Source organism: Ideonella oryzae (assembly GCF_024055665.1).
GTDB lineage: Bacteria > Pseudomonadota > Gammaproteobacteria > Burkholderiales > Burkholderiaceae_C > Ideonella > Ideonella oryzae.
The window spans coordinates 59,057-72,060 of record NZ_JAMXMC010000007.1 but is presented as its reverse complement, the minus strand read 5'-3'; the positions used below and the strand labels follow the sequence as shown (position 1 = coordinate 72,060).

Here is a 13,004-nt window from a genome sequence, read left to right as displayed (position 1 = left end):
CTGCTGGAGGGCGAGGGCGGCCCCGGCACCTGGCCGGCGCCGCCACCCGCTTTCAGCGGTGGTGATAGACCGTGGTCTCGAACTCCACGAAACCCGGGTAGGACACCGCGTCCTGGAAGGGCAGGATCTGGGTGGCCCAGTAGCCCCCGATGCCCGTTGTGCGGTCGATCCAGAAGTAGCTGTTGGCCAGCCCGGCCCACATCAGCGAGCCCGGCGTGCGGCCCGAAGGCGTGGCCTCCCGGTTCACCAGGAAGCTGTAGCCCCAGCCCTTGGGCGTGCCGGGGAAGAAATCCCCGGTGTTGGACAGCGCGGGGATCGAGGTGCTCCAGCCCCCCACCGACAGGCCCAGCGCGCGCAGCCCGTCCACCGACATCGCATCCACCGTTTCCGCCTTCAGCACGCGGCCGTTCGGGCCCAGGCCGCCGTTGAGGATCATGCGGATGAACTTCATGTACTCGCCCACGGTGGCATAGAGGCCGTGGCCGCCCATGTCCATCGGCGGCGGGTCGGGCAGCACGAAGTCGCTCAGCGGCGTGAGCTGGCCGCTGGCCGCGCGGTCATGGATCACCGCGCGCCGCGTCTTCATCGACGGGCTCATCTGGAAGCCGATGTCGGCCATGCCCAACGGCTCGAACAGGCGCTGGCGCATCACCTCGCCCAGGCGCGCGCCGCGCAGCCGCTCGACGATGCGCCCCAGCCAGTCGATGTTGACGCCATAGGTCCAGGCCGCGCCTGGCTCGTGCAGCAGCACCGTGCGGATCGACTCGAAGCTGCTGGAGACGATGGTCGGGATGTCGCGTGCGGTGCGGAACTTCAGGTCGTCCTCGCTGAAGAACTCGTAGCACAGGCCCGAGGTGTGCAGCAGCAGGTCGTTGACCGTGATGCGCCGCTTGGGTGGACGCAGGCGCGGCTGGCCGTCGGCATCGAAGCCCTCGAGCACCTGCAGCGCGTCGATCTCCGGCACATGGTCACCGGCCGCGTCGGCCAGGTTCAGCCGGCCTTCCTCGATCAGCTGCAGGGCCAGCGTCGCGGTCATCGCCTTGGTGGTCGAGAAGATCGCGAACACCGTGTCCAGCGTCATCGGGTCAGGCTGGCCCAGTTCCCGCACGCCGGCGGCGCCGGCATAGATCTCGGTCAGGCGGTCGGTGACCATCGCGACGACGCCGGGCACGCCGCCGTGGCGGTGCACGGTCTGGTGCAGCAGCCCGTCGAGGGCGGTCTGGAGTGTGTGGTGGGTCATGGTGGCAGGTCTCCTTGCGCTCAGCGCATCGCGAAGCCGGGGTAGCCCTGGGCGGCCTGTTCGTCGCACTGGCGGTGATAGTTGCCCACGCCGCCGATGTAGGACAGCAGCCGGCGCGGCTTGCCCTCGACGTTGGAGCCCATGTACCAGGAGTCGGTCTTGACCACCAGCGTCTTGTTGGCAGTCTCGTCGTGATGGGCCACCCACGCATCCTCGAATTCCCGCGTCGGCTCGATCACGGTCTTGCCCTGCGCGCGGGCATAGGCGATGCAGTCGGTCACCCAGTCCACCTGGGCCTGCAGGCAGGTCGTCATGTTGCACAGCGCGGCGGTGGGCGCCAGCGGTGACGCGGTGCTGAACAGGTTGGGATAGCCGTGGATCTGCATGCCCATGGCGGTGCGGATCTCGCGCTGCCACTCCTCCTTCAGCGAGCGGCCGCCGCGCCCGCGGATGTCCACCCGCGTCAGCGCGCCGGAGCCGGCGTCGAAGCCCACGGCCATGATGATGACGTCGAAGGGATGGACCGTGCCGTCGGCGGTCTGGATGCCCTCGGGCACGATGCGCTCGATCGGCGTCTTGCGGCAGTTCACCGTGTGCACGTTGTCCTGCAGATAGGCTTCCAGGTAGCCGTTTTCCAGCGGTACGCGGTGGGTGCCGAAGCCGTAGTCGGTCGGGATCAGCAGCTCGCACAGCGCCGGGTCGTGCTTCAGGCGGTCGCGCATCTTGCGGCGCACGAACTCGGAGACCACCTCGCTGACCGCCTCGTCGAAGAACATCTCCGGGAAGGAGGACAACCACAGCGACAGCGAGCCGTCGTCCCACAGCCGCTCCAGCACAGCCTCGCGCTCGGCCGGCGTCAGCGAATCCCAGGGGGGCGCGTCGAAGTCGTAGTCGAAGCCGGCGAAGGTGCTGCGCACGCGCTGCTTGAGCTCATGGAAGCGTTCGCCCCAGCCCGCCCAGTCCGCCGCGCTGTACTTGGGGTTGCGCATCGGGATGACGTACTGCGGCGTGCGCACGAAGACCGTCATCTCGCCGACCTCGCCCTTGATGGTCTGGATCACCTGGATGCCGGTGGCGCCGGTGCCGATGACGGCCACGCGCTTGCCCTTCAGGTCCACGCCCTCCTGGGGCCACAGAGCGGTGTGCAGGATCTGGCCCTGGAAGCTGGACTGGCCCGGGAAGCGGTCGGTCAGCGGGGCCGAGAGCATGCCCATGCAGCACACCAGGTACTGCGCGTCGATGCGCTCGCCCTGGCGGGTGGTGATGTCCCAGCGCTGGGTGGTCTCGTTGAAGTGCGCGCTGTCGATGCGGGTGTCGAACTGGATGTCCTTCTTCAAGTCCATGCGGTCGGCCACCCAGTTGAGCCAGCGCTCGGTCTCGGGCTGGGCCGGGAAGCGCTCGCTGGGCTGCCAGGCCTTGTACATGGCCTCGTCGAACCAGTACTGGTAGATCTCGGCCTGCGAGTCGAAGCGCGCACCGGGGTAGCGGTTCCAGTACCAGGTGCCGCCGACACCGGAGCCGGTCTCGTAGGCGCGCACGTCCAGGCCCATCTCGCGCAGGCGGTGCAGCTGGTACAGGCCGGCCACGCCGGCGCCGATCACGGCGGCGTCCAGGCGGGTCACGGGAAGGTCGCGGGGTGCATTCATGGCTGTCTCCTTCAAGTCCTCTGGGGGATGGTGGATGCCGGTGGCCTGCGGCCCCGGCGGATCCCTCCAGCGCAAGCCCCGGGCCAGCGCGGCCGGCGGGGTTTTCCTGGGGCGGACTGGTCGAAAACGGCGCAGAAGCGGGCGCCAGAGAACGTTGGAGACAGCCGGCGGGCGGAAGGTGTCCGGACAGGCTGTCCCGGCCGCGGGACAGCCTCGCGCCTTCAGGCGCCTTCAGGACAGATGCGATCCCTCGTCGCCGCCCAGCACCTCGGCCTGCTGGATGCCCAGCTCGGCGAACTTGCGGTACAGCGTGGAGCGGGCCAGGCCCAGCGCATGAGCCACCTGGCTGACGTTGCGGTACTTGCGCAGCATGCCGACGATGAGCTGGCGTTCGTAGTCCCGCACCGCGGCCATGCCATCGGGCGCATGCTGCGGGCCATCGGGCTCTTGCGGGGCGGCGGGCGGCGGGGCCTGCGTCAGTTCGGGCGGCAGGCAGTCCAGGTCGATCGTGCCGCTGGCGCACAGCACCGCGGTCTCGATCGCATTGCGCACCTCGCGGGCATTGCCTGGCCAGGCGTAGCGGCGCAGGGCGTCCATCGCCGCCTGCGTGAAGCGCACGCTCTGCAGGCCATGCTTGCGCCGCATCAGCTCGGCGAACTGCTCGACCAGCAGGGTGATGTCATCCGGCCGCTCGCGCAGCGGCGGGATGCAGCGCTGGGCCACCTTGAGCCGGTAGTACAGGTCGCGCCGGAAGCGGCCCTCGGCGATCAGCTGGGTCAGGTCGCGGTGGGTGGCCGCGATGATGCGGCAGCGGGCCCGGCGGGGCTCGCAGGAGCCCACGCGCTGGAAGCTGCCGTCCTCCAGCACGCGCAGCAGCGCGGCCTGCATGGCCGGTGGCAGCTCGCCCACCTCGTCGAGGAAGAGCGTGCCGTCCTGGGCCGATTCGAAGTAGCCGGCGCGGCCGCGTGGGTCGGCCCCCGAGAAGGCGCCCTTCACGTAGCCGAAGAAGGTGCTCTCCATCAGGTGCTCGCTGATCGCGCCGCAATTGATGGCCAGGTAGGGCTGCTGGCGCCGCGGGCTGCAGGCGTGCACGTGACGGGCCAGCAGCTCCTTGCCGGTGCCGGTCTCGCCGGTGATCAGCAGGTTCACGTCCGCCTCGGCCAGGCGCCGCAGCGCCTCCAGCATGCGCTGGGTGGACGGGTCGCAGGAGACGAAGTCGCCAAAGCGGGTGACCGGCCGCTCGGGGCCGGCTGCGGGCTGGGGTGCCGGCCAGGCTGGGCGCGCCTCGGACCGGAAGACCTTCTGGTAGCCCGCCGGTTTGGCCAGCAGCAGCACCGCGCCGATGGGCGCGCCGGTGCTGGGCGCGGTCACGGCGAGGCTGTCGCACACCAGCTCGCGCACCGCCGCGGCCTCGGTCGGCCAGCGCTCGGCCAGCTGGCGGCAGCGTTCGCTGGGTGTGTGGGCCACCGGCCGCCCGGCCTGGTCCACGGCCAGCAGGTCATCGTGCGGATAGTGGCGGCTGGCGTCGCTGAAGGCGGTCAGCAGCAGACGCCGTTCCAGCTCGCGGTGCAGGGCCATGCGGGCCTGGATGGAGTTGGCCACCGAGACGGTCAGGCCCAGCGCCTGGTCGCGGAAGTCGGCGTCGATGGTGGTGAAGTCCACGATGCCCAGCACCGTGTGGCCATCGGCATCGAAGATCGGGGTGGCCGCGCAGGACCAGCTGTGCCAGCCTTCGCAGAAGTGCTCGGCCGCCAGCACATGCACCGGCCGACCCTTGGACAGCGCGGTACCCACGCCGTTGGTGCCGGCGGTCAGCTCGTTCCACTGAGAGCCCTCGACGATGCCCGAGTGGGTGGCCGCCCGCTCGCGCACCGCCGGGTCGCCCGTGATGTGCAGCACGGTGCCGGTGCGCTCGGCCAGGATCATGATGCCCGGCACGTCCACCAGGAAGTTGCTGACCTCCCGCACGATGGGCACCGAGGTCTCCAGCAGCAGCTGCTCGGCCTCCTGGCGGCGGCGGAACTCCTCGCTGCTCAGCAGCCGGCCGCGGGTCATCGCCACATCCACGCCCAGCGCGGTGCAGCGCTGCCACTCGCCCAGCAGCAGCTCGTGGTAGGTGGTGCGCCGCTCCTCGAGGTCGAGCATGCCGGCGTGGAAGCGCTCCCACAGGCTGCGCACGCCGCGCAGGTCCTTCTGGAAGCCCACATAAGGACTGGCATGGGGCGGACTGGCATCGGGCCTCATTGCGAGCCCTCCTTTCTGTCTCCAAGCCGGATTGGAGCCGAGGGCTTGCGCCGGATCAAGCCGGCCCGCACCCTGATGCCGTGGACGGTGCTGTCCCGAAAACGGGACAGCCGCGGTGGCTCAGACGGGGCCTCTGCGGCCCAGCGCGTCGGCCAGGGGCTGCAGTTGAGCGGCATGGGGCGCCCACTTGGGGGTGCTGCGTGCCACGATGCCCTGGCGCACCGACACCGCGCTGGCGGTGGACACGCCGCGCCGGCTGCGGGCGATGTCCAGCATCGCCGGCTCGAAGTCCAGCCCACAGAAGGCCGTGACCTCGCGCATCACCGCCTCGGGCTGGCGCACCAGGGCCGCATAGTCCACGTCCAGGATGCGCCCGGGCAGCACCCGCTGCCAATGGGCCATCAGCCGCTCGTACTGACGGTGGAAGCTGCCCAGCTCCTGCAGATCGTAGGAATAGGGCGCCGCTTCGTGGAACAGCTCGCGCAGGTTGGAGAAGCCCACCTCCATCGCATCGCGCCGCAGGTGCAGGATGCGCGCCTGCGGCAGGGCCTGGGCGATGAAGCCGATGTTCAGGAAGTTCGAGGGCAGCTTGTCGGTGAAGCAGGCCTCGGGGCCCAGGCGCCAGGCCAGGCCCTCCAGGTAGTGGCGGCCCACCGCGGCAAAGTCCACCCCGGCGGCGGCGCGTTGCACCAGCGTCAGGTCGATGGGGCCGCGGCAGGGGTGGTCGGTGGCCTCGCGCATGGCCACGGTGACGTCGTAGAGCTCGCCCAGGCCCTGCACCTGCGGATGGCCGTGCAGCAACTGCTCCAGCAGCGTGGTGCCCGAGCGGTGCATGCCGACGATGAAGATGGGCACCGGGCCGTCGGCCGGCCGCACCACGGCCGCAGCGCCGGGGATGGGCAGGGCCGTCAGCGCATCCACCAGAGCCACACTGTCCTCGGGGCGGTAATCCAGCAGGGCGCGCTTGGCGCGGCAGGCCAGCATCAGGGCCTGCCAGGCCTCGTCGTGGCGGCCCAGGTCGTCCAGCACCTTGTGCAGCGCAAAGGCCAGCTCAATGGCTGCCTCGCGCGGCACCTGGGGCCGGGTCAGCTGGGCGTGGATGGCGCCGAGGTCGTTGGTCTCGGTCGTCTGGGTCTTCAGCCCGGCCAGCAGCCACCAGGCGCGCGAGACCTGCGGCGCCCGCGCCACGCAGGCCCGCAGCTCGGCCTCGGCCTCAGCAAAGCGGCCCAGGTAGACCAGGGCCTGGCCCCGGGCCACCAGCACCGAGGGGTGGGCGGGCTCGCGGCGCCGCGCCTCGTCCAGCAGGGCCAGCGCCTCTTCGTGCAGGTTGAGGTGGCTGTACTGACCGGCGAAGGCCAGCAGCAGTGGCACCGGCACCCGCGCGGGCGGGCCCAGGCGCGCCAGACAGTCGCGCAGCGCGGGCACCTCGTTGAAGGTGCGCAGCCGGGAGACCAACTGGGCCACCTCGTCCGGCCGGGTGGGGGCGGCCTGGGCGGCCGCCAGTGCATGGGCGTGGGCGTCCCGGTAGCGGCCGGCCAGCGAGGCGATGTAGGACAGCTGCAGCAGCACGTCCGCATCGCCCGGGTGGCGCGCCCGCAAGGCCTCGAAGCAGGCCGTGGCCTGGTCCCACTCCTGCCGGTCCGCGTGGCGTTCGGCCTGCTGGCGCAGGGCCGCGTCGGAACTCATCGCGCGCGCAGGGACCGTGGGGACATCAGGCCGGCGTGTCCGGATCGGTCAGAACGGAATGTCGTCGTCCATGTCGTCGAAGCCGGTGGACGACTTCGGCGCGGGACGGGGGGCGGGGGCCGGGGCCCGCGGCGGGGCGGCGGGGCGGGCGGGCGGACGGCTGTAGCCGCCACCGCTGCCACCGCCCATCTCTTCGTCCATGCCACCGCCTTCGCCGCCGCCCATGCTCTCGCGGCCACCCAGCAGCTGCATGGTCTCGGCCACGATCTCGGTGGTGTAGCGGTCGTTGCCGTCCTTGTCCTGCCACTTGCGGGTCTTCAGGCGGCCTTCGATGTAGACCGGGCGGCCCTTCTTCAGGTACTCGCCGGCGATCTCGGCCTGGCGGTCGTAGAGCACGACCGAGTGCCATTCGGTCTCTTCCTGGCGCTCGCCGCTCTCGCGGTTCTTCCAGTTGCGGGTGGTGGCCAGGCGCAGGTTGCAGACGGCGGCGCCGCTGGGGGTGTAGCGCACTTCCGGGTCGCGGCCCAGATTGCCGATGATGATGACTTTGTTGACGCTGGCCAAGGTGGGGCTCTCCTGTGGGGACGGGCACGGGCAGGGCGTGCAGGCACCCCGGAATTCCCGTCGCTGAAGGGGCGAGATTATCGCCGATCGGCCCGGCCGGCCACCCCTGTCAGGGGGGAGTGTCGTCCGCCTGGGCCAGGGTGGGCAGCAGGGCGATCAGCGCGGCCAGCGCGGGCGTGGGCTGGCGCCCGGCCTGCAGCACCCAGTGCCACTGGCGGCTGATGCGCGGCAGCGGGGCGGCCACGGTCTGCAGCTGGCCGCGGGCCAGATCCTCGGCCACCACCTGTCGCGACAGGCAGGCCAGGCCCAGGCCGGCCAGCGCGGCCTGGCGCAGCGCGGCGTTGCTGCCCAGTTCGATGCGCCGCCGGTAGGGGCCGATGCGCGGGGCCAGGGCCTGGTCGCTGATCTCCCGGGTGGCCGAGCCGGTCTCGCGCAGCAGCCAGACAGCCTCGGCCAGGTCGGCCAGCGTGCTGCCCTGGGCGGCGGCCACGGCGGGCGTGCCCACCACCACCAGCTCGTCCTCCAGCCAGGGCTGGGCCACCAGGCTGGCGTCGTGGTGCGGGCCCTCGATCAGGCCGATGTCCAGCGCGTGGCTGGCCACCGCGGCGCAGATCTGCGCGGTGTTGCCCACCATCACCGTGGTCTGCCAGTGCGGTGCGGCGCGGGGCCGATCGCCCAGAAAGGCGGCCAGCACCGCCGGCACGCCGTGGTCGGCCACCGTCAGGCTGGCGCCAATGCGCAGCGCGGCGCGCTGGGCGTCGCTGTCCTGGGCCAGGCGTTCGATGTCACCGGCCCCGGCCAGCAGGGCCTCGGCCCGGGGCAGCAGGGCGCGGCCGTTGTCGTTGAGCAGCAGGCGCTTGCCCACCCGGTCGAACAGGCGCAGCGACAGCAGGCGCTCGAGCTCCTGCAGCGCAGCGCTGGTGGCCGACTGCGACAGCGCGATGGCCTCGGCCGCCGCGGTGGTGCTGCCGCTGCGGGCCACGGCCACGAAGATCTGCAGCTGGCGCAGGGTGAGGTGCAACACGTCCATGGCGGCACTTTATAACGATTGGATCGATTGATATGACTGAAACTATCTGTTGGACGGGTTGATTCGGCCCCGGAACACTGGCGCATCGCTGTACCGAACCGGAGATCGCCATGTCTTCCCCTTCCTCCACCCTGCCGCTGGCGCCCGGGCGCCTGCACCACGGCCGACGCTGGCTGGGCCGCCATGTCGGCGGCCTGGCCCTGTGTGCCTTGCTGGCCCTGGCGGCCCAGGCCCTGGGCCACTGGCCGGTGTTCGACCACCACGGCATCGGCACGCTGACCCTGGCCCTGCTGCTGGGCATCGTCGCGGGCAATGGCTTGCCGCAGCGCTGGCTGGGCCCGGCCGAACATGGCGCGGCCCTGTCGCGCCAGCGCCTGCTGCGCGCCGGGGTGATGCTGTTCGGCCTGGGCCTGACGGTGCGGGACCTGGCCCATGTGGGCCTGACCGGCGTGCTGCTGGCGGCGGTCATGCTGACCTCCACCTTCGCCTTGGCGGCCTGGGCGGGGCCGCGCTGGCTGGGTCTGGACCGGCCCACGTCCCTGCTGATCGGCGCGGGCAGCGCCATCTGCGGGGCGGCGGCGGTCATCGCCACCGAGCCGGTGGTGCGGGCCCGCAACGGCGAGGCCACGGTGGCGGTCAGCACCGTGGTGCTGTTCGGCACCTTCTCGGTCTTCCTCTATCCGTGGCTGGGCGAGGCGGCGGCGCACTGGGCGGCCCTGCCCCAGGGCGGCACCGGCCTGGGCCTGTACCTGGGCGCCACGGTGCACGAGGTGGCGCAGGTGGTGGCCGCCGGCCGGTCCATGGGGACGGACGTGGCCGGCGTGGCGGTGATCGAGAAGATGGTGCGGGTGATGCTGCTGGCGCCCTTCCTGCTGCTGCTGGCTTCGTCCCGTCTGGTGCGCCAGCCGGGCGAAGGGACCGAGGCCACCGTCCGGCGCGGCCGCCACACCCCCTGGTTCGCCTGGGGCTTCCTGGCCATGGTGGGTCTGCATTCCACCGGCTGGCTGCCCGCGCCGCTGGAGGCCGCGGCCAGCCAGGCCGGCACGGTCATGCTGGCCATGGCCATGACCGCCCTGGGGTTGAACACCCGCTGGGCGGGTGTGCGGGCCGCCGGGCTGCGGCCCCTGGCCCTGGGCACGCTGCTGTGGGCCTGGCTGGTGGTCGGGGGGGCCTTGCTGGTGCGGGGCGCCGAGCTGCTGGGCGGCTGATGGGCCGGGCGGGTCGAACACGCCGGACACACGGTCGGCGACAAGCCCGGCTACAGTCGGGCGCAGAGACCACCGTCACTGTTGACGATGTCGGTGGCCGTCGCGTTCCGACCTTTCCCAGAACGGCCATCCGCCCGCACCGCCATGCTCGCTCGTCTGCACGCCCGCCTGTCCCTGCTCCGCCTGTCCGCCGCGCTGGGCGTCGCCGTCCTGGCCGGCTGCAGCAGCGCCGCCCCCGAGCCGCCGCTGCTGCAGCTGCAGGAGCTGACCAGCGCGCCGCGCTGCAGTGCCGACATGCACTGCCGCACGCTGCCGGTGGGCGCGCGGGCCTGCGGCGGGCCCTCGCGCTACCTGGTCTGGTCCACCCTGGTCAACCGGGAGGAAGAACTGAAGGCGCTGGCCGCCCAGGTGACCGAGCAGGAAAAGGCCCGCAACGCGGCGTCCGGCCGCATGTCCACCTGCCAGGTGCTGGCCGACCCGGGCGCCCACTGCGACTTCGCCATCGGCCAGTGCATCGTCGGAGGCGGGGCGCCGGTCCGTCAGGGCTCGCCGTCCCAGTAATCCAGCGCGTCGGCCGGGCGCTGCACTACCTTTACCCCCGGCGCCCAGGCCATCGCCTTGCCGGAGTCGGGGTACTCGCACAGCTCGGGCCGCTGCTTGGTGCTGATCGACAGGTACTTCAACGGCGCGTCCGAGCTGTTGATCAGGTGGTGCGGGTACTCGGGCCCGGCCGGGATGAAGATGACGTCGCCGGCCTTCACCGGCAGCCGCTCGCCGGCCACCCGCAGCGTGCCGCTGCCCTCCAGGATCACGAACATCTCCTCCTGGGCGTGGTGCAGGTGGTAGGGGCAGCTCTGCGCGCCGGGGGGCACCACGTCCACGCCGCAGCCCAGCTGCAGCGCGGCCGTGCCGTCGGACAGACCGGCGAAGTGCGATTGATACAGCGGCGGGCGTGAGAAGGTCTGGGCGGCGGGGCCAGCCAACGCGTCGTCGATGGAGCGGATCAGTTGCTGGCGCAGGGTGGTGGCATCCATGGCGTCTCCAGGTGAGGGTTCGGCCAGCATAGTCTGATCATCCGCCGTCGGGCAGGGCGCAGCAGGTACCATGACGGGCGATGCCCGCCCCGCTCTCGACCGCTCCCCTCGACATCCTGCAGGAAGTCTTCGGCTACACCGCCTTCCGCGGCCACCAGGCCGCCATCGTGCAGCAGGTGATCGACGGCGGCGATGCGCTCGTGCTGATGCCCACCGGCGGTGGCAAGAGCCTGTGCTACCAGATTCCCGCCATTGCCCGCCACCGCGCCGGCCTGGGCGTGGCCGTGGTGGTCAGCCCGCTGATCGCGCTGATGCAGGACCAGGTCGGTGCGCTGGAAGAGGCCGGCGTGCACGCGGCCTTTCTGAACTCCTCGCTGGACCTGGAGGGCGTGCAGCACGTCGAGCGTGAGCTGCTCTCGGGCCGGCTGGTGACGCTCTATGCCGCGCCCGAGCGCATCACCCACCCGCGCTTCCTGGCCATGCTCGACTCGCTGCAGGAGCGCGGCAAGCTCAGCCTCTTCGCCATCGACGAGGCGCACTGCGTGAGCCAGTGGGGCCACGACTTCCGCGAGGAATACCTGCAGCTGGGCCTGCTGGCCGAGCGCTACCCCGGCGTGCCGCGCATTGCCCTGACGGCCACCGCCGACGAGCACACCCGGGCCGACATCGTCGAGCGCCTGGCGCTGCACAGCGCGCAGACCTTCATCAGCAGCTTCGACCGGCCCAACATCCGCTACACCATCGTCGAGAAGGACAACGCGCGGGCCCAGCTGCTGCGCTGGCTGCAGGACGAGCACGCCGGCGAGGCCGGCATCGTCTACTGCCAGAGCCGGCGCAAGGTGGAGGAGACGGCCGAGTGGCTGCAGGACCAGGGCATTGCCGCGCTGCCCTACCACGCCGGGCTGGACGCCGAGGTGCGCCGCCGCCACCAGGATCGCTTCCTGCGCGAAGATGCGCTGGTGATGGTGGCCACCGTGGCCTTCGGCATGGGCATCGACAAGCCCGATGTGCGCTTCGTGGCCCACCTGGACCTGCCCAAGAACATCGAGGGCTACTACCAGGAGACCGGTCGCGCCGGGCGCGACGGCGAGCCGGCCCAGGCCTGGATGGCCTACGGCCTGGCCGACGTGGTCAACCAGCGCCGCATGATCGACGAGAGCACGGCCGAGGACGAGTTCAAGCGCCTGCAGCGCGGCAAGCTCGACGCCCTGCTGGCCCTGTGCGAAAGCCTGGACTGCCGGCGCGTGCGCCTGCTGCAGTACTTCAGCGAGGAGCGCCCCGAGGGCTGGCGCTGCATGAACTGCGACAACTGCCTGGAGCCGCCCGCCCGCTGGGACGCCACCGAGGCGGCGCGCATGTCCCTGTCCTGCATCTACCGCTGCCACCAGCACTCGGGTTTCGGCTTCGGCTCGGGCCACCTGATCGACGTGCTACGCGGCCAGTCCACCGAGAAGACCCGCCAGCGCGGCCACGAGCAGCTCTCCACCTGGGGCATCGGGCGCGACCTTAGCGAGGCCCAGTGGCGCGGCGTGATCCGCCAGCTGATCGCCCTGGGCCATGTGCTCAGTGAGGGCGAGTACAACACCCTGGCGTTGGGCGAGAGCGCCCGCGCCGTGCTGCGCGGCGAGGTAAAGATCGAGCTGCGCGAGCCCAAGGCACCGACGCCGCGCGGCCGCCGTTCGCGCAGCGGCACCGGCAGCAGCCGCAGCACCGCCGCGCCGGTGCTGGCCACGCTGGACGCCGAGGGCCAGGCCCGCTTCACGGCGCTCAAGGCATGGCGGGCCGAGGTGGCGCGCGAACACAACCTGCCGGCCTACATCGTCTTCACCGACGCCACGCTGCGCCAGATGGCCGAGCAGGCCCCCAGCTCCCTGGCCGAGCTCGGCCAGGTCAGCGGCGTGGGCGCCAAGAAGCTCGAGGCCTATGGCCGCCAGATCCTGCGGGTGCTGGAGGCACAGCCGGGCTGAGTCCTCAGGCACTCCGCCGGCAGGCCGGGTGTGCAGTTTTTGGCGTGTCAGTTAAATCTGATTGTCAATGAAGGTTTGGCTTCTTCATCGCCGGGAGGCGAGGTCGATAGCGGGGCCGTGTGCTGCTGGAGACCGGCGGCACAGACCCGACCGGAGACAAGCCCCATGACCCTTCCTGCCGCCAACCATCCCTGCTGGCAGCGCCTCGCCAGCGGCGGACTGCAGAAGCTCAAGACCCAGCACCTGGGCACCCAGCTGCTCATCAAGCGCCTGGAGCGCAGCCCTGATCCCGTGCCGACCAAGGCGGCCGAGCTCCACGCGTTCTTCACCAAGTGGGAGCGCATTCTCGGCAACGAAGTCCAGCAACTGGCCACCCTGTGAGGCA

Annotated in this window: 11 protein-coding genes; 4 read left to right on the top strand and 7 right to left on the bottom strand. The window is 71.4% G+C overall.

The genetic code is table 11. From position 1 onward, the window contains the following. Positions 1-52: 52 nt before the first annotated feature. From M0L44_RS12945 to M0L44_RS12920, 6 genes are all read right to left on the bottom strand, one after another. The gene (locus M0L44_RS12945; RefSeq protein WP_252770114.1) at positions 53-1,240 is read right to left on the bottom strand and encodes a serine hydrolase domain-containing protein; all 1,188 of its coding nucleotides are present in this window, start codon (positions 1,238-1,240) and stop codon (positions 53-55) included. A 20-nt stretch (positions 1,241-1,260) separates the two neighbouring features. Further along, positions 1,261-2,886, bottom strand: coding sequence for a flavin-containing monooxygenase (locus M0L44_RS12940; RefSeq protein WP_252770113.1), 1,626 nt, complete (start codon positions 2,884-2,886; stop codon positions 1,261-1,263). A 231-nt stretch (positions 2,887-3,117) separates the two neighbouring features. After that, positions 3,118-5,130 (bottom strand): sigma-54-dependent Fis family transcriptional regulator, encoded by a 2,013-nt coding sequence (locus M0L44_RS12935; RefSeq protein WP_252770112.1) that lies wholly within the window; start codon positions 5,128-5,130, stop codon positions 3,118-3,120. 120 nt (positions 5,131-5,250) lie between these two features. After that, on the bottom strand, positions 5,251-6,816 hold the full coding sequence (locus M0L44_RS12930; RefSeq protein ID WP_252770111.1) for a tetratricopeptide repeat-containing sulfotransferase family protein: 1,566 nt from the start codon (positions 6,814-6,816) through the stop codon (positions 5,251-5,253). 48 nt (positions 6,817-6,864) lie between these two features. After that, positions 6,865-7,380, bottom strand: a complete 516-nt coding sequence (ssb, locus tag M0L44_RS12925; RefSeq protein WP_252770110.1) for a single-stranded DNA-binding protein — start codon at positions 7,378-7,380, stop codon at positions 6,865-6,867. A gap of 109 nt (positions 7,381-7,489) precedes the next feature. After that, positions 7,490-8,410, bottom strand: coding sequence for a LysR substrate-binding domain-containing protein (locus M0L44_RS12920; protein WP_252770109.1), 921 nt, complete (start codon positions 8,408-8,410; stop codon positions 7,490-7,492). Positions 8,411-8,520: 110 nt separating this feature from the next. Here M0L44_RS12920 and M0L44_RS12915 point away from each other — a divergent pair, with 110 nt between their 5' ends. Continuing rightward, positions 8,521-9,618 (top strand): YeiH family protein, encoded by a 1,098-nt coding sequence (locus tag M0L44_RS12915; protein WP_252770108.1) that lies wholly within the window; start codon positions 8,521-8,523, stop codon positions 9,616-9,618. Between the two features lie 144 nt (positions 9,619-9,762). Beyond that, positions 9,763-10,179, top strand: coding sequence for a hypothetical protein (locus tag M0L44_RS12910; RefSeq protein WP_252770107.1), 417 nt, complete (start codon positions 9,763-9,765; stop codon positions 10,177-10,179). On the opposite strand, the gene M0L44_RS12905 is transcribed toward M0L44_RS12910, so the two are convergent. Beyond that, positions 10,158-10,652: a cupin domain-containing protein gene (locus M0L44_RS12905; protein WP_252770106.1), complete on the bottom strand. Its 495-nt coding sequence runs from the start codon at positions 10,650-10,652 to the stop codon at positions 10,158-10,160. The two genes, M0L44_RS12910 and M0L44_RS12905, sit on opposite strands and share 22 nt — an antisense overlap. A gap of 80 nt (positions 10,653-10,732) precedes the next feature. Here M0L44_RS12905 and recQ point away from each other — a divergent pair, with 80 nt between their 5' ends. Beyond that, positions 10,733-12,619: a DNA helicase RecQ gene (recQ, locus tag M0L44_RS12900; RefSeq protein ID WP_252770105.1), complete on the top strand. Its 1,887-nt coding sequence runs from the start codon at positions 10,733-10,735 to the stop codon at positions 12,617-12,619. A 165-nt stretch (positions 12,620-12,784) separates the two neighbouring features. Next, complete coding sequence (locus M0L44_RS12895) at positions 12,785-13,000, top strand: hypothetical protein (protein WP_252770104.1); 216 nt, start codon at positions 12,785-12,787, stop codon at positions 12,998-13,000. Positions 13,001-13,004 lie beyond the last annotated feature (4 nt).